Origin of the sequence: Halopseudomonas pertucinogena (assembly GCF_014646575.1) — a bacterium.
Lineage (GTDB): Bacteria > Pseudomonadota > Gammaproteobacteria > Pseudomonadales > Pseudomonadaceae > Halopseudomonas > Halopseudomonas pertucinogena.
Map to the genome: position 1 here is coordinate 232,651 of NZ_BMNN01000003.1, position 21,485 is coordinate 254,135.

Here is a 21,485-nt window from a genome sequence, read left to right on the forward strand (position 1 = left end):
CAGATCATCACCGACCTGATACGCAGCAAGCCAGACTGCACCCTGGGACTGGCAACCGGCGGCACCCCCCCTCGGCACCTATCAGTATCTGGTGGAACGCTACCGTGCCGGCGACATCTCGCTGAAGGATGTGCAGACATTCAATCTGGATGAGTACTGTGAACTGCCGCGCAGCCACGAACAGAGCTATTACCGCTTCATGCAGGACAACCTGTTCCAGCATGTGGATCTGCGACCCGAGAACGTGCACATCCCCTGCACCGAGGACTGCGACCCGCAGATCCAGTGCGACGAATACAACCGCCTGCTGAACAGCGCCACGGTCGACCTGCAACTGCTCGGTATCGGCAGCAATGGCCACATCGGCTTCTGCGAGCCGGGCACCTCCTTCGATCAGGAAACCTTCCTCACCACCCTCCGCGAAGAGACCCGACTGGACAACCAGCGCTTCTTCAACTCACTGGACGAAGTGCCCCACAGCGCCATCACCATGGGCATCGCCAACATCCTGCGCGCCCGCTCGATCCTGCTCATTGCAAGCGGCAAGGGCAAGGCGAAATGCATTGCCGACATGGTCAACGGCCCGATCACCAGGCAGGTACCTGCCAGTGCCCTGCGGCTGCATGAGGATGTGACGGTGATTGTGGATGAGGACGCGGCGAGCCTGCTGTAGTCGGAAGGCGGGGCCTCCCCTGGGCGTCCTTCGGCCGCCAATCGCGTCGGGGTCGACGCTCCTACCACAGATGAGTGGATAGCGATCCCAACAGATCGCCGGACCGCCCCGGGGCTACAAACCGCCGATCCTCTTGCGGTAGGAGCCCCGACCCCGGGGCGATCGGGCTGCGCAGCAGCCCCGTTCAGACGTAAAACGCCTCCAGCGGCGGAAAGCCGTTGAACTCGATCGAGCTGTAGCTGGTGGTGTAGGCCCCTGTGGACAACCAGTACATGCGGTCCCCGATGGCCAGGTTCAGCGGCAGACCGTACTTGTAGTCCTCGTACATGATGTCGGCGCTGTCGCAGGTCGGGCCTGCTATTACCGCCTCTTCCAGCTCACCGCGCTTCTCGGTCCAGATCGGGAACTTGATCGCCTCGTCCATGGTTTCCACCAGCCCGGAGAACTTGCCCACGTCGGTGAAGATCCAGCGCTCCAGTGCGGTGTGCGACTTGCGCGACACCAGCACCACTTCGCTGACCAGCACCCCGGCGTTGGCAATCAGCGAACGGCCCGGCTCAAGGATGATCTCCGGCAGATCATCGCCGAAGTCTTCCTGCAGGAAGCGGGTGATTTCCTCGGCATAGGTCTGCAGGGTATTGGTCTTGGTCAGGTAATTGGCCGGGAAGCCGCCGCCCATGTTGATCATCTTCAGGACGATGCCGTCCTCTTCCTTCAGACGCTCGAAGATCACCTTGACCTTGGCAATCGCCCCGTCCCAGGCACCGATATCACGCTGCTGCGAACCGACGTGGAAGGACACGCCATAGGGCACCAGACCCAGTTCGCGGGCGAGCACCAGCAGGTCCATGGCCATGTCGCTCTGGCAGCCGAACTTGCGCGACAGCGGCCAGTCAGCGGTGGTCGAGCCTTCGGTCAGAATGCGTACATAGACCTTGGAGCCCGGCGCGGCCTTGGCGATGTTGCGCAGGTCAGCTTCCGAGTCGGTGGCAAACAGGCGCACACCCTTCTCGTAGAAAGCGCGGATATCCTTCGACTTCTTGATGGTGTTGCCATAGCTGATCTGCTCTGGCCTGACGCCCAGCGCCAGCACCTTCTCCAGCTCGTAGATCGAGGCGATATCAAAGTTGGAACCCTTGTTCTTCAGCAGGCTCAGCACTTCATTGGCCGGATTGGCCTTCACCGCGTAATAGACGTTGGCGTAGGGGAAGCCCTCAACCAGGTCGTCATAGGCACGGCTGATGGTGTTCAGGTCTACGACCAGAAAGGGGGTTTCCTTCTGATCCGCACAGGCACGGATGCGGCTGAAGGTGTCGCGGTCAAAGTACTCTTCAAGCTGGATGGTCATGGCGTCGGCTCCAAAGCATAAGTTCTGGTGTCGGGCCGCGTGGGGACATGGCGATCAGGTGCAGGGCAGACAGGCGTACCCGAACGCCCGGTAAACACCAGGACAGGTAACGCCTTCCGTAAGCGGACTCTGAACGTCTATAGCCAACACACAACCCGGGGGTGCGAACGTCTGATCAGTATCCCCACTTTGGTTCGCCTACTTCCCAAGGCGTGCGCCGAAAGCAATAAGTCCGTTCCCGTCGGGAACCGGTCTTGCTGTCTCGTCGTCAGTACTTGAGCCGTATGGATCGTGCCAGCGTCAACGTTCGGTGCGCACCATAAAACCAAGTGGGTTTGCGGTCAATAGCTTTAAGCGACATATGCAATAATCCATCGTGGGCGCTGCAGGAGCCCCACATCAAGGAGTTTCCAACATGCCGGACGCAGGCGCGCACCGCCCCAATCCATCTTCCGACATCATCCATGATGTCATCGTCATCGGCGGCGGTATCAACGGCTGCGGCATTGCCATGGACGCCGCTGGCCGCGGCCTGAGGGTATTGCTGTGCGAGCAGGATGACCTTGCTTCGGCTACCTCTTCGCGCAGCAGCAAGCTGATTCACGGCGGCCTGCGCTACCTGGAGTTTTTCGAGTTCGGCCTGGTGGGCAAGGCGCTGGCCGAGCGGGAGACCTTGCTGCGCAACGCGCCGCATATCATCCGCCCGATGCGCTTTCGCCTGCCCCACCAGCCTCATCTGCGCCCGGCATGGATGATCCGGCTTGGGCTGTTCCTCTATGATCATCTTGCCCGTCGCGAAACCCTGCCCGGCTCGCACGGGGTGAAACTGCAGGCCGACAGCCCGTTGCGCCCGGAAATCACCCGCGGCTTCGAGTATTCCGACGCCTGGGTGGACGACGCCCGGCTGGTGGTACTGGTGGCCAGGGCGGCAGCCGAACGCGGCGCTGTCATCCTGCCCCGCACCGCCTGCGTGAAGGCCGAACGTCAGGGTGACCTGTGGCGGGTGACACTGGAGGACCGACGCACCGGCCAGCGCCAGCAGCATCGCAGCCGGGCATTGGTGAATGCCGCCGGACCCTGGGTTTCGAACCTGCTGGGCCAGGTCATCGAGTCCGCCTCCCGGCGACCGCTGCGGCTGGTCAAGGGCAGTCATATCGTGGTGCCCCGAATGTACTCCGCCGAGCATGCCTATATCCTGCAGAACGTGGATAACCGCATCGTGTTCGTCATCCCCTTCGAGGAGGATTTCAGCCTGATCGGCACCACCGATGTGGATTACCAGGGCGACCCGGCAGCGGCCGCCATTTCCGACGAGGAAACCCGCTACCTCCTGCGCCTGGTCAACAGCCATTTCCAGCGGCAGCTCACCGCGAGCGATGTGCTCTGGAGCTTCGCCGGCGTGCGCGCATTGGCTGACGAAGCGGGTGGCAAGGCCCAGGCGGCGTCCCGGGACTACATGCTGGACATTGAATCGGCGCCTGGCCAGGCGCCGCTGCTCTCGGTGCTCGGTGGCAAGATCACCACCTACCGCCGGCTGGCGGAACAGGCTGCGGATGAGCTATGCGAGCTGCTGCAGCGGCCCTCCCGTGCCTGGACCAGCGCTGCCGCCCTGCCCGGCGGCGACTTCCCGGATCATGGAACGCTGCTGGCAGACCTGCAGAAGCTCTATCCATGGCTGCCGGAGACCATCGCCAGACGTTTCGCCCGCAGCTACGGTACCCTGACCCATGAACTGCTCGGGGACTGCAGCAGCCTGAACGGCATGGGTCGGGACTTCGGCGCTGGGCTTCATGCGCTGGAAGTGCGCTATCTGATCCAGCATGAATGGGCAGCGACCGCCGACGATGTGCTGTGGCGTCGCAGCAAGCTGGGGCTGCGGCTCAGGCCCGGCCAGGTGGCGGCGCTGCAGGACTACATTGAGCTGCGCAGCCAATGGCACAGGCCCTGAACGCAACTGCTGATTGGGCTTTGTCTTGGCCGATGTAATCAGCGACAATAGCCGACTGATTTCCACCGAATTCCCGCGAGCCGGTACGTCATGTCCGGCTCCCTGTCCTGATTGATAATCGAACCGCCCATGCCCAAGACCATCTCCCAAGAAGTCGCAAAACGCCGTACTTTCGCGATCATCTCCCACCCGGACGCCGGTAAGACCACCATCACCGAACGCCTGCTGCTGATGGGCAAGGCGATCGAGGTGGCCGGCACGGTCAAGTCGCGCAAGTCCGACCGGCATGCGACCTCCGACTGGATGGCCATGGAACAGCAGCGCGGCATCTCCATCACCACCTCGGTGATGCAGTTCCCCTACCGCGAGCACATGATCAATCTGCTGGATACCCCCGGTCACGAGGACTTCTCCGAGGACACCTACCGCACCCTGACCGCCGTGGACAGCGCATTGATGATGATCGACGGCGGCAAGGGCGTCGAGCCCCGCACCATCGCCCTGATGAATGTCTGTCGCCTGCGTGACACGCCGATCATCAGCTTCGTCAACAAGATGGACCGGGACATCCGCGATCCCATCGAACTGCTCGACGAGATCGAGGAAGTGCTGGATATCAAGGCCGCCCCCATCACCTGGCCGATCGGCTGCTATCGGGAATTCAAGGGTGTCTACCACCTGGCCAACGATTGCATCCACGTGTACACCCCGGGCCACGGCCACGAGCGCACCGAGGACAAGATCATCCAGGGTCTGGACAGCGACGAAGCCCGCGCCCTGCTCGGCGACATGTACGACGGCTTTGTCGAGGAACTGGAGCTGGTTCAGGGTGCCTGCCACGAGTTCGATCTGGAGGAATACCTGGCCGGCAAGCTGACCCCGGTATTCTTCGGTACCGCCCTGGGCAACTTCGGTGTCAGCCATGTGCTGGACGCCTTTGTCGACTGGGCCCCGGCGCCCCTGCCGCGCATGACCCAGGAGCGCGAGGTCCTGCCCACCGAGGAAACCTTCAGCGGCTTCGTGTTCAAGATCCAGGCGAACATGGACCCGCGCCACCGCGACCGGATCGCCTTCATGCGCGTGTGCTCGGGCAAGTACGAACAGGGCATGAAGATGCGCCACGTGCGCATCGGCAAGGACATCAAGATCGCCGACGCGCTGACCTTCTTCTCCAGCGACCGCGAGCGTCTGGAAGAAGCCTATGGCGGCGACATCATCGGCCTGCACAACCACGGCACCATCCAGATCGGCGACACTTTCACCGCCGGTGAGAACATGAGTTTTACCGGTATTCCGCACTTTGCCCCGGAACTGTTCCGCCGGGTGCGGCTGAAGGACCCGCTCAAGTCCAAGCAGCTCCGTCAGGGCCTGCAGGAGCTGGCCGAGGAAGGCGCCACCCAGGTGTTCTTCCCCGAGCGCAACAACGACATCATCCTCGGTGCCGTCGGCGTGCTGCAGTTCGACGTCGTGGCCAGCCGGCTGAAGGAGGAATACAAGGTCGAGTGCATGTATGAGCCCGTCAACGTCTGGTCGGCACGCTGGGTGGAATCGAGCGACCGGAAGAAGCTGGAGGAATTCAGCAACAAGGCCACCGACAACCTTGCCGTGGATGGCGGCGGGCATCTGACTTACCTGGCGCCCACGCGGGTGAACCTGAGCCTGATGGAAGAGCGTTGGCCGGAGATCCAGTTCAACGCCACTCGCGAACATCACTGATCAGCACTGACTGACCTTGGGCTCGGTGCGCCGAGCCCATCTGGCCGCACCCGCTTCCCTCCCCCGCCCGCGGTATGGACACCCGCCCACACCGTCTCTATATTTGATCAAACTCTCTGACCTGCCTCACGCCCGAGCGGGTCTGAAGGATCAATAAAAACAATAAGGGATGCATCATGTCAGTCAGAAAACGAGCCAGCCTCGTCGGTCTGTGTTCCATCGTTCCGCTGGTACTCGGCGGCTGCCTCAGCAGCGGGGGCGGCAGCAGCTCCAAGGCACCCGACCCGGCTGAGCCGGGCGCGCCGGACTCCACCTTCGTCGCGCTGTTCAACCCGGCAACCGAGGATCTGCCTTTTCCCACCAACCTGCCCTTCCTCGGTACCGAGGACGGCACGCTGAATATTCATGTCGATGGTCTTGAGGGCAGCGCCCTGGTGCTGGCCAGCCAGATGAATGATCTGGACGGCTGGTCAACGGTGTCACCCGTCGAAGTCCGCTTCGCCTCAGAAGTCGATCCAGCCAGCCTGGACGGGCAATTCGAGGTTCTGCGCAGCACCCTGAGCTCCGCGGCCACCGCGCAACTGCTGTGTGACGCCGCCGAGAGCTACCGCACCGAAGGCGCCGCCGCAGCCATTACACGGATCAACGCAGCCGTAGCCGAAGGGGCACACGAGCCGCTCAGCGGCCACCTCGTACCGGCGCCCACCTTCACCTGCAGCGAGCGTGCGACGGATAATTTCGCCATATCGGTTTCTGCCACTGATCCGACCACGGTGCTGCTCAAGCCGCTGACGCCGCTGGCCGCCGCCAATGAGCAGGACTGCCTGACCGGGAGCGGCAACTTCTACAACGAGGTGATCGCGCCATCCGATCTCGATACGCTGGCATTTTCCAACGGTTATGTCGTCGTTGTACGCGACGGCCTGCAGAGCGAGGAGGGTGAAGCGGTTGTCCCGGATCAGACCTACGCCACGCTGCGCGATACCCCGGCGGACGAGCTGCCCGTCGCGCTGGCACCGCTGGCGTCCACCTACCAGCCGACCTTCGATATTCTCGAGGAAGCGGGTATCGACCCGTCAACGACGACCCTGAGCTTCTCCTTCAGCACCCAGTCGATCACCCATGCGCTTGAGCATATCGCAACCAACCTGCAGCCCCGCGCCAGCGCTTTCCGGCCCGGTGCACCAATGGGAGTGTTTCAGGCACACGCCGGCCTGATGTTCGACGTGCCCTACTATCTGGGCAACAAGCCGGCCAATGTAGGCAACAGGGACAACCCGACCCCGCCTGCGGAGGCTGCCACTGTGCTCAGCGGGCAGTGGAGCAACGCCAGTGGCCAGGGCGTCAATCGCTTCGATCCGGCTCCGGTCGCCAGCCAGCAGGTGCACCTGCCGGTACTGGTGACCATTCCCACCGGCACCATGCCCGCTGAGGGCTGGCCGGTAGCGATCTACCAACACGGCCTGACCAGCAACCGCGGTGCGGCGCTGGGCCTGGCACCGCTGTTTGCCGCCGAAGGCTGGGCAATGATCGCCATAGACCACCCGCTGCACGGCATCCTACCTACGGATCAATGGGCTGCCCTGATGGACCCCGCCAACGAGCGGCATTTCTTCATCGACATGGATGGAGACGGAGTGCCGGATTCCTCAGGGGCGCACGCCACACCGTTGACCTCGCCTGCCACTACCCGGGACGTGCGACGTCAGACCGTGGCCGACCTGCTGCACCTGCTGGCCAGCCTGCCGGACATGGACGTGGCCGGTCACCGCTTTGATACGGACAGAGTCGGCTACGTCGGTATTTCCATGGGCGGGGTCATCGGCAGCATGTTTGCCGGCATCGCCGGTGATCAGGTCAAGGCCTACAGCCTCAACGTACCCGGTGGCGGCATGGCCAAGATGTTCGATGGCTCGCCCATCTTCGCTGGCCGGGCACGGCCGGCGTTGGCGGCAGAAGGCCTGGAATTCGGCACCAGGGCCTATGAGGACTTTCTCAACCGCGGTCAGGTTATCGAGGACAGCGGTGACCCGATCAACTACGCACGGCATATCGCCGAGGGCAACGCCGCCATCTACGTCAGCGAGATGGTTGGCGACGCTACCTCCAACCCGCTCACCCCTCCGGACCTGGTGCTGCCGAATAATCTGATGAACGGCCCACTGTATAACGGCCTGTTCCAGGCCATGGGGCTGTCGGATACCCAGGTGGCGGAAACCGCACCGCTGTCAGGTACCGAGCCGCTGTGGCGCAACATGGAGCTGACCCCGCTGACCGCGGGCACCGCCACTGAACAACCGATCCGCCGGGTCGCGCGCATCGCGGGCGGCAGCCATTACTCCTTGCATATGCCGGGACGGCCGCCGGCGATGGATGCCATCAGCGCCGTATTACCGGTACAGAACGGTCAGGAAGCCATGGAAGCGGTGCAACGCCATACGTTGCAACTGCTCACCTCGCTGGGCACCGAACTAGATACCACCGCTCAGGAGGAAGCGATTCTGGTGGAATGAACTGCAGGTTCAGAACAGGTCGGCCTGGCCGATCTGTTCCTGCCCGCCTTGCTGTTTCTGCAGAGTCTCCTGCCGGGCGCGCATCACTCTGGCCCGGCGGGACTGACAGGCACGAATCACCTCGCGCTTCTGCTCGGCACTCAGCTCAAGCCAGTGCAGACGTTCCGGCCGCGAGCGGAAACAGCCCTTGCAGAACCCCTTGTTATTGACCTCGCACACGCCGATGCAGGGACTGGGGATTTCAAAAAATTCAAGCTGATTCTTCATTTGACCCCGCGCCGCCCACACTCTATATTGCGTTCATTCGAACGCCGATCACTACATATAGTGATTTCGCCATACAACGAAATCATCACTTATTCAAGCCTCAATTCCCCAGGATGCACCCCATGACCGATTTTCAGTCCCTCAAGGTAACCAAACGCGACGGCCGCCAGGAGCCCATCAACCTGGACAAGATCCATCGGGTCCTCGACTGGGCTGCCGAGGGGCTGAGCAACGTGTCGGTGTCCCAGGTCGAGCTGAAATCCCAGATCCAGCTGTATGACGGCATGCGCACCCAGGATATCCACGAGACCATCATCAAGGCCGCCGCCGACCTGATCTCCACCGAGACGCCGGACTACCAGTACATGGCTGCGCGGCTGGCGATCTTCCATCTGCGCAAGATAGCCTATGGGCAGTTCGAGCCGCCACACCTGTTCGACCACGTCACCACCCTGACCGAAATGAAGCGCTACGACCAGCACATCCTGCGCGACTACAGCCGTGACGAGTTCGACCAGCTGAACCAGCACATCGACCACAACCGCGACCTGAACTTCTCCTACGCCGCGGTCAAGCAGCTGGAAGGCAAGTACCTGATCCAGGACCGGGTCAGCCGCCGGGTCTATGAAAGCCCGCAGATGCTCTACATGCTGATCGGCATGTGCCTGTTCGCCGACTACCCGCGCGACACCCGGCTGGATTACATCAAGCGCTTCTACGATGCCATCTCGACCTTCAAGATCTCGCTGCCGACGCCGATCATGTCCGGCGTGCGCTCGCCCTCGCGCCAGTTCAGTTCCTGCGTGCTGATCGAGTGCGGCGACAGCCTGGATTCGATCAACGCCACCACCTCGGCCATCGTCAAGTACGTGTCCCTGCGGGCCGGCATCGGCATCAACGCCGGGCGCATCCGCGCCGTCGGCAGCCCGATCCGAGGCGGCGAGGCCCAGCACACCGGCTGCATCCCCTTCTTCAAGCTGTTCCAGGCGGCGGTCAAGTCCTGCTCCCAGGGCGGCGTGCGCGGCGGCGCGGCCACCCTGTTCTACCCGCTGTGGCATCTGGAAGTGGAGTCGCTGCTGGTGCTGAAGAACAACCGCGGCGTGGAAGAAAACCGCGTCCGCCACATGGACTACGGCGTGCAGATCAACCGCACCCTGTACCAGCGCCTGATCAAGGGCGGCAACATCACCCTGTTCTCGCCCCATGAGGTACCCGGCCTGTACGAGGCCTTCTTCGCCGACCAGGACGAGTTCGAGCGGTTGTACGAGAAGTACGAGCAGGACCCGAACATCCGCAAGCGCAGCCTGCCGGCGGTCGAGCTGTTCAGCCTGATGATGCAGGAGCGCTCCAGCACCGGGCGCATCTATATCCAGAACGTCGACCACTGCAACACCCACAGCCCCTTCGACCCGAAGGTGGCGCCGGTGCGCCAGTCCAACCTGTGCCTGGAAATCGCCCTGCCCACCAGCCCACTGGAAAGCATGGACGACGCCAACGGCGAGATCGCCCTGTGCACCCTGTCGGCCCTGAATCTGGGGGCAATCAACAGCCTCGACGAGCTGGAAGAGCTGGCCGAGCTCGCGGTACGCGCGCTGGACTCGCTGCTGGACTACCAGGACTACCCGATCGAGGCCGCGCGCAGGGCATCCATGAAGCGCCGTACCCTGGGTATCGGCGTGATCAACTTCGCCAACTACCTGGCGAAGAATGGCGCCAGGTACTCCGACGGCTCGGGCAACAACCTGACCCACCGCACCTTCGAGGCGATCCAGTACTACCTGCTGCGCGCCTCCAACAAGCTGGCCCGGGAGCGTGGCGCCTGCAGCGGCTTCAACGAGACCACGTACGCCAAGGGCGTGCTGCCGATCGACACCTACAAGAAGGATCTGGACGCCGTCTGCTCCGAGCCGCTGCATCTGGACTGGGAAGCCCTCCGCGCCGACATCATCGCCCACGGCCTGCGCAACTCGACGCTGTCCTCGTTGATGCCGTCCGAGACCTCCAGCCAGATCTCCAACGCCACCAACGGCATCGAACCGCCCCGCGGGCTGGTCACCGTCAAGCAGTCCAAGGATGGCATCCTCAAGCAGGTGGTGCCGGACTACGAGGAGCTCAAGGGCGCCTACGAGCTGCTGTGGCAGATGCCGAGCAATGACGGCTACCTGCAGCTGGTGGGCATCATGCAGAAGTTCGTCGACCAGGCGATTTCTGCCAACACCAACTATGATCCGCAACGCTTCGAGGGCGGCCGGGTGCCGATGAAGCAGCTGCTCAAGGATCTGCTGACCGCATACAAGTTCGGGCTCAAGACCCTGTACTATCAGAACACCCGGGATGGGGCGGATGATGCGCAGGCGGATATGGCGGATGATTGTGCGGGTGGGGCGTGCAAGATCTGAAGGGGCTCCCCCTCTCCCCGGCCCTCTCCCGCGAGGGGGAGAGGGAGAAAAGCGGCGCAGGCATGTAGCTCGAGTACAGAGTGAAGCCTCTCCCTCACGATAGGTCGAGCAGAGAGCACAGACTAAAGCCCCTCTCCCCTTGCGGGAGAGGGGTTGGGGAGAGGGGGGAAGCCAACAGCACCTCCCTCCCAAACAGTAACCTCCAGCTTTCAGGTTCCCCGAGGGGCCAACATGAAAATGAAATACAGCACCTTTTCCCAGACCGACAACAACCAGATGAACGAGCCGATGTTCTTCGGCCAGCCGGTCAACGTCGCCCGTTATGACCAGCAGAAATACCCCATCTTCGAAAAGCTGATCGAGAAACAGCTGTCGTTCTTCTGGCGCCCGGAAGAAGTGGACGTGTCCCAGGACCGCATCGACTTCCGCAACCTGCCGGATCACGAGAAGCACATCTTTATCAGCAACCTGAAATACCAGACCCTGCTGGATTCCATCCAGGGCCGCAGCCCGAACGTGGCCTTCCTGCCGCTGGTGTCGATCCCCGAGCTGGAAACCTGGATCGAGACCTGGTCGTTTTCCGAGACCATCCACAGCCGCTCCTACACCCACATCATCCGCAATATCGTCAACGATCCGGCGGTGGTGTTCGATGACATAGTCCGCAACCAGCACATCATCGAGCGTGCCGGGGACATCTCCAACTACTACGACGACCTGATCCAGTACGGCAACCTGTACAACCAGTTCGGCGAGGGCAGCCACCAGCTCAATGGCCAGACCGTCAACGTCAGCCTGTTCGAACTGAAGAAGAAGCTGTACCTGTGCATGATGTCGGTGAATGTGCTGGAGGCGATCCGCTTCTATGTCAGCTTCGCCTGTTCCTTTGCCTTCGCCGAGCGCCGGCTGATGGAGGGCAACGCCAAGATCATCCGGCTGATCGCCCGGGACGAGGCGCTGCACCTGACCGGCACCCAGCACATCATCAACATCCTGCAGGAAGGCGACGACGATCCGCAGATGGCCGAGGTCGCCGAGGCCTGCCGGGCGCAGAGCATCGAGATCTTCCGCCATGCCGCGGAGCAGGAGAAGAAGTGGGCCGAATACCTGTTCAAGGACGGCTCCATGATCGGCCTGAATTACAGCATCCTCAGCCAGTATGTGGAATACATCACCAATCTGCGGATGAGCGCGGTGGGGCTGGAACCGATCTTCCCCGGTGCCAGCCAGAATCCGATTCCCTGGATCAACGCCTGGCTGGTATCGGACAACGTGCAGGTGGCGCCCCAGGAGGTGGAGGTCAGTTCCTACCTGGTCGGCCAGATCGACTCCGAGGTCTCGGTCGAGGACCTGGGCGATTTCGAGCTGTAAGGTGCAGGTCTATACCCGCGATACCTTCTTCGAGCTGGGTGAGGAAGAAACCCTGCTCGAAGGGCTCGAGCGCACCGGTCACCATGTCGAATACCAGTGCCGCAGTGGCTACTGCGGGGCCTGCCGGATCAAACTCAAGGTCGGCAGCGTGGTCTACCCCACTGCCCCGCTGGCCTTCATCAAGCGCGACGAGATACTGCCCTGCTGCTGCCGGCCGGCGGAGCCGATCGTCATCGACGATGTACCGCTGAAAAGCAAACTCTGAGGTATGCCGATGTTCACCATCCAACCCATGGACGCGGAGTACTACCGCAGCCAGACCCGCCGCAGCACCCTGATCATCTGCGCGATTCTGGCGGCGCTCTGCTTCCTGATGGCCTCCGCCTCCATTGCCCTGTTCGGCGGCGCCGAGGGCAGCAACTTCCGCTGGAACCTCGCCGGGGTGATTGCCGGGGTGCTGCTGACCATCGCCGTGGTCCGATACTTTCTGTGGGAACAGCCGTGGATGGCGCCCGCCGCCTACGGCTTTCGCCTCAAGCGCAACCTGATGAAGATCACCAATATCCTGCACCAGGTCGAGGCCGGTGCTGCGGCCGACGACCCCGTGGCCATGCGGGTGCTGCGCTTCTATCACCTGGGGCTGTTGCAGATGCACACGCTGGAAGACAACAGCACCGCCATCAGCGACATGGTCGGCAAGATCGATCTGCACCGGGCGCGGATGCTGGAACAGGGGCTGGACCCCGAGCAGAACAGCCTCGATCCCGCCTGGCTGGAGGATATCCGCAGTCGCTGGGGCAAGTGAGGAAAGCGGAAACAGACGGGCCGCTGCAGAGCAGCGGCCCGGGCGATATCAGTTACCCGCGCGGCGCAGTGCCTGGGGAGTGAAATCCTGGGGTGACATCGGGTAGTCGAAGTCGTACATGGGCTCGTTGTTGTCCAGCCCGTCGACGAAGTAGTTGCCGGTTTTCAGGTGGTACAGGGTTTCCAGGGTAGCCTGGAACATCGGCACATCATAGTAGTTGATCGGGTGGCTTTCCTGCAGCCCGACCAGCTCGTCCTTGGCGTCGTACAGGTCAACCGCCACGATCTGCCAGCTGTCCTCGTCCACATAGAACCGGCGCGTATGGTAGGGGTGCGAGAAACCGGTACGCAGCTTCGCCTCCACTTCCCATACCCGGTGCAATTCGTAGCGCAGCAGCTCCGGGTTTACCGTCTTCGGCAGCACGATCTGATCGTAGGGAATGCCCTGCTGGTGAACGGCGTAGCTGTTGTAGGGCACCAGCATTTCCCGCTTGCCCACCAGCGTCCAGTCGTAACGGTCCGGCGCGCCATTATAGGAATCCACTACGTCGGCAGTGGCCAGGCCGCTGGTGTCCGGCTGGATGGAGTCATAGGCCAGCGAAGGCAGACGGCGTACCCGACGGTCGTTCGGGCTGTAGCGCCAGGCGCGGCGAGTGGTCAGCACCTGGTCAAGCGGGTCCTGCACCACCAGCGAGGTGCCGGACAGCTTTGCCGGCGCCGTCACATGATAGCGGTAGTACAACAGGGTGTTGTCCATCGCTTCCGGGGTCATGCCCTCGCGGTTGTAGATGTAATAGATATAGCGGTCACGCTTGATCAGGTTGGCGCGGCCGTTGATTACCACCGCCTGGTTGTTGATGAACCGGGTCTGGTCGCCCTTGTAATGCAGGATGTGGTTCCAGATCACCTCCATCCCGTTCTGCGGAATCGGAAAGGGAATGCCCGCGACCGCACCGGAAATCCCGTTGCCGTTCTCGATCAGCTCGGCCTTTTCGGCGTTTTCACGGGTGGCATCATAGATGCGCTGGGGCGCTGAAGCGCTGCGGCGGGTGGGGAACACACGTACGTAATAGTCGGGGTTGCGCTCCAGCAGATCGACCAGGCCGACGGCCAGCAGATTGCGATTGCGCTCGACATCCTCGGCAGTGATACGGAAAAGCGGCTGGTCACCGGCGTAGGGATCCGGATGATGCATTCCGGGCTGGTAGTGCGCCGGAGGGGTCACCCCACCGGTCCACTCGGGGATGGTACCCGCAGCATTGCCGGCCCGCTCTGCGCCCAGTGGGGTCAGGTCGGCACCCAGGCGGGCAGCCTGAACCGCATCCACCTTCGCCTGAGCCTGGCCAGCGGCGACGGCCAATAAGACAATCCCGAACATCCTGTACATGGTTACTCCTTGAAGATCTGATCTTGAACCGAGAACCAACTACCCCGAACGGGCAGCGATGGAAGGCGCGTGGTTCAGCTGAACCCAATCAAAGCCCGCAACTTTACCTTTCAGCATCGCGGGAGACAACTGCGCCTCGCTTCCTTTACACAAAAATCGATGACGCTACGCTGCTCGCGCCGGACATTAGTTCTCGCTGCGCTTGCCTGCGGCCATGGTTATGCCGATGCTAATGGGCATGACTGCCTATATCGACACTCATACCCATCTGGACTTTTCCGACTTTGACGCCGACCGCGACGCGGTTCTGGACGACGCCACCCGCCTGGGCGTAAAGCGCATGCTGTTGATGGGCGTGACGCAGGACAACTGGCAGCGGATCTGGCACATGGTCGAATCCGACGACCGCCTGTTCGCCGCCTTCGGCCTGCATCCGGTATTTCTCGATCAGCACGGCGATACTGACCTCCGTCAGTTGCGCGAACGGCTTGAGCAGCACGCAGGGGACCCCCGCTGCTGCGCCGTCGGCGAATTCGGCCTGGATTACTACATCGACAACCCGGACCGCGACCGCCAGCAGGCGCTGTTCGAAGCCCAACTGCAGATGGCAGCGGATGCGGAGCTGCCCGCCCTGCTGCACGTGCGACGCGCCCACGCCCCGGTCATCGAAGCGCTCAAGCGCTATTCGCTGCGGCGCGGCGGGATCGTCCATGCCTTCTCCGGGAGCTATGAAGAGGCACGGGAATATATCCGGCTGGGTTTTCGCATCGGACTGGGGGGCGCGGCCACCTGGCCGCAGGCCAAACGCATGCACCGGGTCATTCCGCAGCTGCCCGCCGAGAGTCTGGTGCTGGAAACAGACAGCCCCGACATGGCCCCGGCCTTCGCGCCCTACCAGCGCAACAGTCCGCAGAACCTGCCGCGCATCTGCGCGGAGCTTGCGGCCCTGCGTGGCGAAACAGCCGAAGAGCTGGCCCGCCAGTGCCTGCATAACACCTGTGAATTGTTCGACTGGCCGCTGGCTGCGGTTTCCTGACGCGCCGCGTCTGGTAGAGTCTGTAACAGCACACCGAGATCGAGGAGTTCCATGCCACTGCTGGGTATCATCCTGTCCATCATATGGCTGGTATTACTGGTTCGCTTTCCGCGCGCCATGCTGCCGGCCAGCGCCATCCTGGTCGCCATCGCGCTGTTGCTGGGGGCAGCCGTAGGCATCTGGCAGTGGCAGCATGAGCGGCAGGTCTCCCGACTGGAGATCAGCGTGGAGTACCGACCCGAGGCTTGCGAGTTCGGCAGGCCGCTGCAGGTAACGATACACAATACCGGTTCACGCACCGCCAGCTGGATCAGCTGGCAGCTCCAGGCCGTGCAGCCCGGTTACAATACCAACCTGCTGGATCTCGGCGTGACTCGCAGCACCTACCGGCTGGACCGCCCGCTGCACGCAGATGAGCGCCAGCAGGAATGCCATGCGGTGCCACCGCTGCGCAGCGGTTTTCATCCTGCCGATCTGCAGTACCAGGCCGATCACATCCGGGCAGAATTCCAGCATTGAAGCCTGAACAATAACAAGGACAACAAGCACATGAGCAAACCCGTCGCACTCATCACCGGCTGCTCCAGCGGCATCGGCCAGGCACTGGCTCAGGTCTGCCTGGATGAAGGCTATACCGTCTATGCCACGGCCCGTAACCCCGACAGCCTGACGCCGCTGACCAGCCGCGGCGCGATCGCCGTCACCCTCGACGTGAACCAGCCCGATCTGATCGCCGCGTGCGCCCAGCGCCTGCGCAACGAAGCTGGCCGGCTGGACCTGCTGGTCAACAACGCCGGGTATGGCGCCATGGGCCCGGTGCTGGATGCGGACCGGGCCACCCTGCTCAGACAGTTCGACACCAATGTGTTCGCACCGCTGGAAATGGTGCGCGCTCACGCCGACCTGCTGCGCGAGGCGAAGGGGCTGATCGTCAATATCGGCAGCGTATCGGGAATCACCACCACACCTTTCTCCGGCGTGTATTGCGCCTCCAAGGCAGCCCTGCACGCCCTGTCGGATGCGCTGCGTCTGGAACTGGCGCCCTTTGACATCAGCGTCCTCACCGTTCAGCCCGGCGCCATCGCCTCCGAATTCGGCAACAACGCCAGCGCCGCCATAACCCTGGCCGACACGTCCTGGTTCAAGCCCTGGGAGAAGGCCGTTCAGGCTCGGGCTGCGGCGTCACAGAATGCAAAGTCGACACCGGCCCGGGAGTTCGCAGTGGAGCTGATGGGCTATATCCGCAATCCGCTGCGACCGGAGACTGCGCTGATCGGCTCCGGCGCCAGAAGCATGGTACGCCTGAAGCGCTGGCTGCCCACGTCGATACTCGACAGCCAGCTGCGCAGACGTTTCAGGCTGGACCGCAGGCTGGGCTGAAACGCCTGCATCGAAAATACCGAAACACTTTTGTGCTGGCGGGTATGGGCTTACCTTTGGCACTATCCCCTGACTGATAATTCCGGAGAGTGCCCATGCGTTGGCTATTACCCTTTTTCGCCGTTTTCCTCATGGTCGGCCTTGCCGTACCCGATGCCGAGGCCCGTCGCATGGGCGGCGGCAAGAGTTTCGGCGCTGCCCCGATGCACAAGAGCCAGCCGGCTCAGCGGCAGACCCCGCAACAGCAGCAGGCCAACCCGCGTAACCAGCAGCAGAACCCCGCAGCCACCTCCGGTGCCAGCCGCTGGCTCGGCCCACTGGCCGGTATCGCTGCCGGGGGTCTGCTGGCTGCCATGCTGTTCGGTGATGGATTCCAGGGTCTGCAGCTGTTCGACATCCTGATCTTCGGCCTGATCGCCTTCGTGCTGTTCAAGCTGTTCCGTCGCCGCAGCGCACCGGCCATGCAACGCCAGCCCCACCCCGCCGGCGGCCCCGCGGATATGGCGCACCAGCAGAACTGGCCCAGCCAGACAGCAGCTTCCCAACCAATGGCAGCGGCGCCGATCACCATGCAGGCGCCGGACTGGTTTGACGCAGACAGCTTCCTGAAGGGTGCGGAGGAGCACTTCTATACCCTGCAGCGTCACTGGCGCGACGGCGACGTCGAGGGCATGGCAGAATATCTCGACCCTGCCGTACTGCAGCAGATCGTGGCTGCGCGCGCCGAAGCGCCGCCGAGCAGCAACGGCTTCGTGGAGGAGCTGGAAGTACGTCTGGAAGGCATTGAACAACGTGACGGGCGGACCATCGCCACCGTCGGCTTCACCGGCCTTGACCGCGACTTCCCCGCCGATGAAGGCGAGCGGTTCGATGAGAGCTGGCGTCTGGAGCGGGCGGACGGCGAGAACCAGCCGTGGATCATCTGCGGTATCCGCCAGAACTGATTACTGGCGCATAAAAAACCCTCGGCTAGCCGAGGGTTTTTTGTTTCCGGTGGCCTGGAAACTCAGCGCCGCACCGGCCTCTTCTGCAGCTTGCGCTGCAAGGTGCGACGATGCATGCCCAGGGCGCGGGCGGTAGCGGATATATTGCCGTCGTGCTCGGCCAGTACCCGCTGGATATGCTCCCACTGCAGGCGGTCCACCGACATGGGGTGCTCCGGCACCAGGCTCTCGGGATCGGCCTGATCCGACAACAGCGCAGTGAGCACGTCGTCGGCGTCGGCAGGCTTGCACAGATAGTTGCATGCGCCGCGCTTGATCGCCTCCACGGCGGTGGTGATGCTCGAATAGCCGGTCAGGATGACGACTCGCAGATCCGGATACAGCTCCAGCAGCCGCGGCAGCAGGACCAGCCCCGAGTCCCCTTCCATCTTCAGGTCGAGTACCGCGTAGTCGGGCTTCTTCTGACGTGCCAGCTGCATGGCCTCGTCTGCGCTGCCGGCGGTTTCGACGTCCAGGCCCCGGCGGGTCAATGCGCGAGCCATTACCCGGGTGAAGGTGGGATCATCGTCGACCAGCAGCAGCAGTGGCTGCTCTTCCTGGTTGGTTATCTCAGTCATGCATGTTCCTCGCTTGCTATCGGCAAGATTACCTCGGTAAGCGTACCCCCGCCATCCTGGTTGAACAGTTTCACACTGCCTCCGGTACGCTCCACGGCCGCCTGACTCAGAAACAGGCCCAGCCCGAAGCCTTTCTTGCCCTTGGTCGTCACAAAGGCGGTACCCAGCTGTTCTGCTATATGCAGCGGCACTCCCGGACCGAAGTCGCGGATGCACAGGCGCAGGCGCTGGGCGTTCCACTCCAGAGCAATCTGGATGTTGTCGGGACAGGCGTCTGCTGCGTTGTTGAGCAGATTCAGGATCGACTGGCCCAGCTCCGGACTGTCCACTATGCGCGGCGCCGGCCCCTCCGGCAGCGCACTCAGGCGGCAGGACACCTCCGGCCGCATCAGCTTCCAGCGCTCCAGCAGCCCCCTGAGCCAGACATCCGCCTCCTGCAGGGTATGCGGCTGGGCCCGGCTGAACTCCGCGCTGCGCACCATCTGCTGCAGACTTTCCTTGCACTGACGGACCTGTTCCTGCAGCAGCGCGAGGTCCTCCTGGATCTGCGGGTCTTGATGATCGGCGCGCAGGTCCTTGAGCAACACACTCATGGTGGACAGCGGCGTGGACAGCTCGTGCGCGGCGCCGGCGGCGACACTGGCGATACCCAGCAGCTGGGAGTCGCGCAGGCTCTGCTCACGCCGTTCGGCCAGGCGCTCGGCATGTTTGCGCAGCGCCTCGGCCATATGCACCACGAACAGCGAGATCAGACCCGCACTCATGGCGAAGTTGAGCCACATGCCGATCACCCGGATGTTGATCTGGCTGTCACCACTGCGCATTTCGAACAGCGGCAGGGGATGATACCAGAACAGCAGCAGGCTATAGGCCAGCATGGATACACTGGCCAGTGCCGCCGTATGCCGCCATGACAGAGTGGCGGCAGCAATGGTCAGCGGCACCAGAAAATAGGAGGCAAAGGGGTTGGTCGGCCCGCCGGCGTAGTACAGCAGCACGCTGTGAATGAGAATGTCGAACAGCAGCTGCAGGCCGTATTCGATATCCGTTACCGGCCAGTCCCGCGACAGGCGCAGCAGCGTGACCAGGCTGACAACCCCGGAAAGACCAAGGGTCAGCAGCAGCGGCAGCCACTCCAGGGCAAACAGACCACTGACCCAGGCGCCCATTACCGAAGCGGTCTGCGCCGCCAGTACCAGCAAGCGGATGAAGATCAAACGCCACAGGTTCTGCCGGTTGGGTGAAAGCGCCAGCGTGTTCAGATTCATGGATAATCGCTGCGACACAGCTGTACTCCCGTTAATATCGATTGTGGAAACTACTCATCAGGAGACTTGAATGCGTACCATCATGATGTTGCCTCTGCTGGTCGGCCTGGCCGTTGCCCTTCCGGTGCTGGCCGAGCCGCTGAACTACAACCAGGTTTCACTGCGTGCCGAAGTACAGCAAAAGGTCAATAACGACACCCTGACCGTGACCCTGTTTGCCGAGGACCAGGACAGTGACCCGGCAAAGCTGGCCAATCGTATCACCACCCGGCTCAATCAGGGGCTGGAAACCGCACGCAGCAACAACGCCATCCGCGTTTCCAGCGGCAACCGCCACACCCAGCCGGTGTATGACGAAAAACGCAAGAACATCATCGCCTGGCGCGAGCGCGGCGAGATCCGGCTGGAAGGAACAGATTTTGCCGCCATTTCCAGCACCATGGGCGAACTGCTGGGCAACCTGAGTCTCGGTGGCATGCACTTCAGCCTGTCTCCCGCCAGCCGCAGCGCGACCGAGAATGAACTCATGGAGCGGGCAATCGAGGCCTTCCAGCAGCGGGCCGACATCGCCACCCGCAGCCTCGGGGGTAACGGTTACCGCATCGTCAATCTCAACCTGAACACCCAGTTCATGACGCCGCGGCCTTATATGCAGAGCGGCCGCATGATGGTCATGGCAGCCGATGCGGAAATGGCCACCCCGGCGGTGGAAGGTGGCGAAGCCGACGTCAGCGTCAGCGCCGATGGTGTCATCGAGGTGCAGCTGCCCCAGGCGCGCTGAGTCACTGCTGGTCGTCGAACGGCTCCTGCGGGTAGCGGTCGGCATCGAAGGTCTCCACCCACTCCGGGTGGAAGACCACCAGCGCGGCAACCCCCATGCCGTTGATGAAGCCCTCGGGGAACATCACCATCACCATGTAGCCCAGCAGCTCCACCAGCGAATCCGGTGGCGACAGCGAGCCGGACCAGGCAAGCAGCCCCATCCCGGCCAGCATCGTGCATACGGCCGACAGCGAGGCGGCAAAAAAGCCACTGATGAAGATGTAGAGAAACAGATTGGTGGGATTGAACCGCTCCAGCATGCGACTCATCGCCACGGTAACCAGGACCGGCACCAGCGACCGCAGCAGGCCATTGGCTCCCAGCGCCGCGGCATCATCCAGCCCGAACAGCACCAGCACGCCCTGCGCCAGTGCCGCAGCCAGCAGCGCCAACGGCCAGTCGAGCATCAGCGTGATCACCGTCATGCCGAGAAAGTGGAAGGTCAGACCGCTGTCGAAATCCTTGCGCAGCAGCCAGAGAATGGTCAGCGCGAAGACGCTGCCGTAGAAAAGGTGTTGCCGCCGGCTATCGGCAAACAGTTCCACCCAGCTCACCCGTACCGCACCCCACAGCAGCGCCCCGGTGTACGCCAGCAGGCAGATGACTGTCGGGGCGGTGGTAAGCAGGCCGGCTGATAGCATGGTCACTCCGTGGGCAAGGGAATCGAAGGCTCCCATGATAACAGTCGACCCTTTCCTCCGCCGACCCGCACGGGGTGCAATCCTGCCTGGGGCGTTCTAGACTGTCGGCATTCGCTCCGTCCGTCGTAACCAGAACCACAAAGGGTGAAACATGGCCAGTCGCCTCTATCCCGAAGACCAGAAGCGCGTCGATGAATATCTCGACCTCCCCCAGAACCGGGTGAACCGCAAACCCTTCAAGGTGTGGTGGTTGCTTGCCGCCCTCGTCATGGCTGTGGTCGGGCTGGGGTTGTTCTCCCGCTACCTGGCTTCCCTGGTAATCGGCTGAGCGCGCCGGCCTTTTCCGGGCAA

General features: G+C 62.7%; 20 protein-coding genes. 14 read left to right on the plus strand and 6 right to left on the minus strand.

Annotation, left to right across the window (positions count from 1 at the left end; genetic code table 11):
* Positions 1-88: 88 nt before the first annotated feature.
* Complete coding sequence (locus IEW63_RS08950; protein WP_272872588.1) at positions 89-673, plus strand: glucosamine-6-phosphate deaminase; 585 nt, start codon at positions 89-91, stop codon at positions 671-673.
* Between the two features lie 184 nt (positions 674-857).
* Here IEW63_RS08950 and IEW63_RS08955 read toward each other — a convergent pair whose 3' ends face one another.
* A complete protein-coding gene (locus IEW63_RS08955; protein ID WP_188636272.1) occupies positions 858-2,021 on the minus strand; it encodes a type III PLP-dependent enzyme in 1,164 nt (387 codons plus the stop codon).
* A gap of 415 nt (positions 2,022-2,436) precedes the next feature.
* Here IEW63_RS08955 and glpD point away from each other — a divergent pair, with 415 nt between their 5' ends.
* The 3 genes from glpD (at position 2,437) to IEW63_RS08970 (ending at position 8,198) form a co-directional block, all read left to right on the plus strand.
* The gene (gene glpD, locus IEW63_RS08960) at positions 2,437-3,969 is read left to right on the plus strand and encodes a glycerol-3-phosphate dehydrogenase (protein ID WP_188636273.1); all 1,533 of its coding nucleotides are present in this window, start codon (positions 2,437-2,439) and stop codon (positions 3,967-3,969) included.
* Between the two features lie 129 nt (positions 3,970-4,098).
* Entirely contained in the window at positions 4,099-5,685 is a 1,587-nt protein-coding gene (locus tag IEW63_RS08965; protein ID WP_188636274.1) for a peptide chain release factor 3, read from the plus strand.
* Between the two features lie 176 nt (positions 5,686-5,861).
* The gene (locus IEW63_RS08970; protein ID WP_188636275.1) at positions 5,862-8,198 is read left to right on the plus strand and encodes a hypothetical protein; all 2,337 of its coding nucleotides are present in this window, start codon (positions 5,862-5,864) and stop codon (positions 8,196-8,198) included.
* A gap of 9 nt (positions 8,199-8,207) precedes the next feature.
* On the opposite strand, the gene IEW63_RS08975 is transcribed toward IEW63_RS08970, so the two are convergent.
* Positions 8,208-8,465, minus strand: coding sequence for a DUF1289 domain-containing protein (locus tag IEW63_RS08975; RefSeq protein ID WP_188636276.1), 258 nt, complete (start codon positions 8,463-8,465; stop codon positions 8,208-8,210).
* Positions 8,466-8,587: 122 nt separating this feature from the next.
* On the opposite strand from IEW63_RS08975, the gene nrdA reads away from it, so the two are divergent.
* The 4 genes from nrdA to IEW63_RS08995 all read left to right on the plus strand — a co-directional run bounded on the left by nrdA (position 8,588) and on the right by IEW63_RS08995 (position 13,040).
* Positions 8,588-10,864, plus strand: coding sequence for a class 1a ribonucleoside-diphosphate reductase subunit alpha (nrdA, locus tag IEW63_RS08980; protein WP_229710421.1), 2,277 nt, complete (start codon positions 8,588-8,590; stop codon positions 10,862-10,864).
* A 231-nt stretch (positions 10,865-11,095) separates the two neighbouring features.
* The gene (gene nrdB / locus IEW63_RS08985) at positions 11,096-12,235 is read left to right on the plus strand and encodes a class Ia ribonucleoside-diphosphate reductase subunit beta (protein ID WP_229710422.1); all 1,140 of its coding nucleotides are present in this window, start codon (positions 11,096-11,098) and stop codon (positions 12,233-12,235) included.
* A 1-nt stretch (position 12,236) separates the two neighbouring features.
* Positions 12,237-12,500, plus strand: coding sequence for a class I ribonucleotide reductase maintenance protein YfaE (gene yfaE / locus IEW63_RS08990; protein WP_188636278.1), 264 nt, complete (start codon positions 12,237-12,239; stop codon positions 12,498-12,500).
* Between the two features lie 9 nt (positions 12,501-12,509).
* Entirely contained in the window at positions 12,510-13,040 is a 531-nt protein-coding gene (locus IEW63_RS08995; protein WP_188636279.1) for a DUF3087 domain-containing protein, read from the plus strand.
* A 48-nt stretch (positions 13,041-13,088) separates the two neighbouring features.
* On the opposite strand, the gene IEW63_RS09000 is transcribed toward IEW63_RS08995, so the two are convergent.
* Positions 13,089-14,426 (minus strand): DUF1329 domain-containing protein, encoded by a 1,338-nt coding sequence (locus IEW63_RS09000; RefSeq protein ID WP_188636280.1) that lies wholly within the window; start codon positions 14,424-14,426, stop codon positions 13,089-13,091.
* 232 nt (positions 14,427-14,658) lie between these two features.
* On the opposite strand from IEW63_RS09000, the gene IEW63_RS09005 reads away from it, so the two are divergent.
* The 4 genes from IEW63_RS09005 (at position 14,659) to IEW63_RS09020 (ending at position 17,786) form a co-directional block, all read left to right on the plus strand.
* Positions 14,659-15,462 carry a TatD family hydrolase gene (locus IEW63_RS09005; RefSeq protein ID WP_188636376.1) on the plus strand — a complete coding sequence of 268 codons (804 nt, stop codon included), beginning with the start codon at positions 14,659-14,661 and terminating at the stop codon, positions 15,460-15,462.
* Between the two features lie 51 nt (positions 15,463-15,513).
* Positions 15,514-15,981: a multidrug transporter gene (locus IEW63_RS09010; protein WP_188636281.1), complete on the plus strand. Its 468-nt coding sequence runs from the start codon at positions 15,514-15,516 to the stop codon at positions 15,979-15,981.
* A gap of 30 nt (positions 15,982-16,011) precedes the next feature.
* The gene (locus IEW63_RS09015) at positions 16,012-16,842 is read left to right on the plus strand and encodes an SDR family oxidoreductase (RefSeq protein ID WP_188636282.1); all 831 of its coding nucleotides are present in this window, start codon (positions 16,012-16,014) and stop codon (positions 16,840-16,842) included.
* Between the two features lie 95 nt (positions 16,843-16,937).
* Positions 16,938-17,786, plus strand: a complete 849-nt coding sequence (locus tag IEW63_RS09020) for a Tim44 domain-containing protein (protein ID WP_188636283.1) — start codon at positions 16,938-16,940, stop codon at positions 17,784-17,786.
* A gap of 62 nt (positions 17,787-17,848) precedes the next feature.
* Here IEW63_RS09020 and IEW63_RS09025 read toward each other — a convergent pair whose 3' ends face one another.
* Both IEW63_RS09025 and IEW63_RS09030 read right to left on the minus strand, forming a co-directional pair.
* A complete protein-coding gene (locus IEW63_RS09025; RefSeq protein WP_188636284.1) occupies positions 17,849-18,403 on the minus strand; it encodes a response regulator transcription factor in 555 nt (184 codons plus the stop codon).
* Positions 18,400-19,671, minus strand: a complete 1,272-nt coding sequence (locus tag IEW63_RS09030) for an ATP-binding protein (RefSeq protein WP_188636285.1) — start codon at positions 19,669-19,671, stop codon at positions 18,400-18,402. Before IEW63_RS09030 ends, IEW63_RS09025 begins: the two co-directional genes overlap by 4 nt.
* 70 nt (positions 19,672-19,741) lie before the next feature.
* Between IEW63_RS09030 and IEW63_RS09035 the strand changes: the two genes are divergently transcribed.
* Positions 19,742-20,452 (plus strand): SIMPL domain-containing protein, encoded by a 711-nt coding sequence (locus IEW63_RS09035; RefSeq protein ID WP_188636286.1) that lies wholly within the window; start codon positions 19,742-19,744, stop codon positions 20,450-20,452.
* A 1-nt stretch (position 20,453) separates the two neighbouring features.
* Here IEW63_RS09035 and IEW63_RS09040 read toward each other — a convergent pair whose 3' ends face one another.
* Positions 20,454-21,134, minus strand: coding sequence for an energy-coupling factor ABC transporter permease (locus IEW63_RS09040; RefSeq protein ID WP_188636287.1), 681 nt, complete (start codon positions 21,132-21,134; stop codon positions 20,454-20,456).
* 151 nt (positions 21,135-21,285) lie between these two features.
* Between IEW63_RS09040 and IEW63_RS09045 the strand changes: the two genes are divergently transcribed.
* Positions 21,286-21,462, plus strand: coding sequence for a DUF3094 family protein (locus tag IEW63_RS09045; protein WP_188636288.1), 177 nt, complete (start codon positions 21,286-21,288; stop codon positions 21,460-21,462).
* The last annotated feature ends 23 nt before the right edge of the window (positions 21,463-21,485 follow it).

Bases quoted from the DNA above. Each gene is read 5' to 3' on its own strand.
- IEW63_RS08955 (WP_188636272.1), bottom strand. From the start codon at position 2,021: ATGACCATCCAGCTTGAAGAGTACTTTGACCGCGACACCTTCAGCCGC.
- glpD (WP_188636273.1), top strand. From the start codon at position 2,437: ATGCCGGACGCAGGCGCGCACCGCCCCAATCCATCTTCCGACATCATC.
- IEW63_RS08965 (WP_188636274.1), top strand. From the start codon at position 4,099: ATGCCCAAGACCATCTCCCAAGAAGTCGCAAAACGCCGTACTTTCGCG.
- IEW63_RS08970 (WP_188636275.1), top strand. From the start codon at position 5,862: ATGTCAGTCAGAAAACGAGCCAGCCTCGTCGGTCTGTGTTCCATCGTT.
- IEW63_RS08975 (WP_188636276.1), bottom strand. From the start codon at position 8,465: ATGAAGAATCAGCTTGAATTTTTTGAAATCCCCAGTCCCTGCATCGGC.
- nrdA (WP_229710421.1), top strand. From the start codon at position 8,588: ATGACCGATTTTCAGTCCCTCAAGGTAACCAAACGCGACGGCCGCCAG.
- nrdB (WP_229710422.1), top strand. From the start codon at position 11,096: ATGAAAATGAAATACAGCACCTTTTCCCAGACCGACAACAACCAGATG.
- IEW63_RS08995 (WP_188636279.1), top strand. From the start codon at position 12,510: ATGTTCACCATCCAACCCATGGACGCGGAGTACTACCGCAGCCAGACC.
- IEW63_RS09000 (WP_188636280.1), bottom strand. From the start codon at position 14,426: ATGTACAGGATGTTCGGGATTGTCTTATTGGCCGTCGCCGCTGGCCAG.
- IEW63_RS09005 (WP_188636376.1), top strand. From the start codon at position 14,659: ATGGGCATGACTGCCTATATCGACACTCATACCCATCTGGACTTTTCC.
- IEW63_RS09010 (WP_188636281.1), top strand. From the start codon at position 15,514: ATGCCACTGCTGGGTATCATCCTGTCCATCATATGGCTGGTATTACTG.
- IEW63_RS09015 (WP_188636282.1), top strand. From the start codon at position 16,012: ATGAGCAAACCCGTCGCACTCATCACCGGCTGCTCCAGCGGCATCGGC.
- IEW63_RS09020 (WP_188636283.1), top strand. From the start codon at position 16,938: ATGCGTTGGCTATTACCCTTTTTCGCCGTTTTCCTCATGGTCGGCCTT.
- IEW63_RS09025 (WP_188636284.1), bottom strand. From the start codon at position 18,403: ATGACTGAGATAACCAACCAGGAAGAGCAGCCACTGCTGCTGCTGGTC.
- IEW63_RS09030 (WP_188636285.1), bottom strand. From the start codon at position 19,671: ATGAATCTGAACACGCTGGCGCTTTCACCCAACCGGCAGAACCTGTGG.
- IEW63_RS09035 (WP_188636286.1), top strand. From the start codon at position 19,742: ATGCGTACCATCATGATGTTGCCTCTGCTGGTCGGCCTGGCCGTTGCC.
- IEW63_RS09040 (WP_188636287.1), bottom strand. From the start codon at position 21,134: ATGCTATCAGCCGGCCTGCTTACCACCGCCCCGACAGTCATCTGCCTG.
- IEW63_RS09045 (WP_188636288.1), top strand. From the start codon at position 21,286: ATGGCCAGTCGCCTCTATCCCGAAGACCAGAAGCGCGTCGATGAATAT.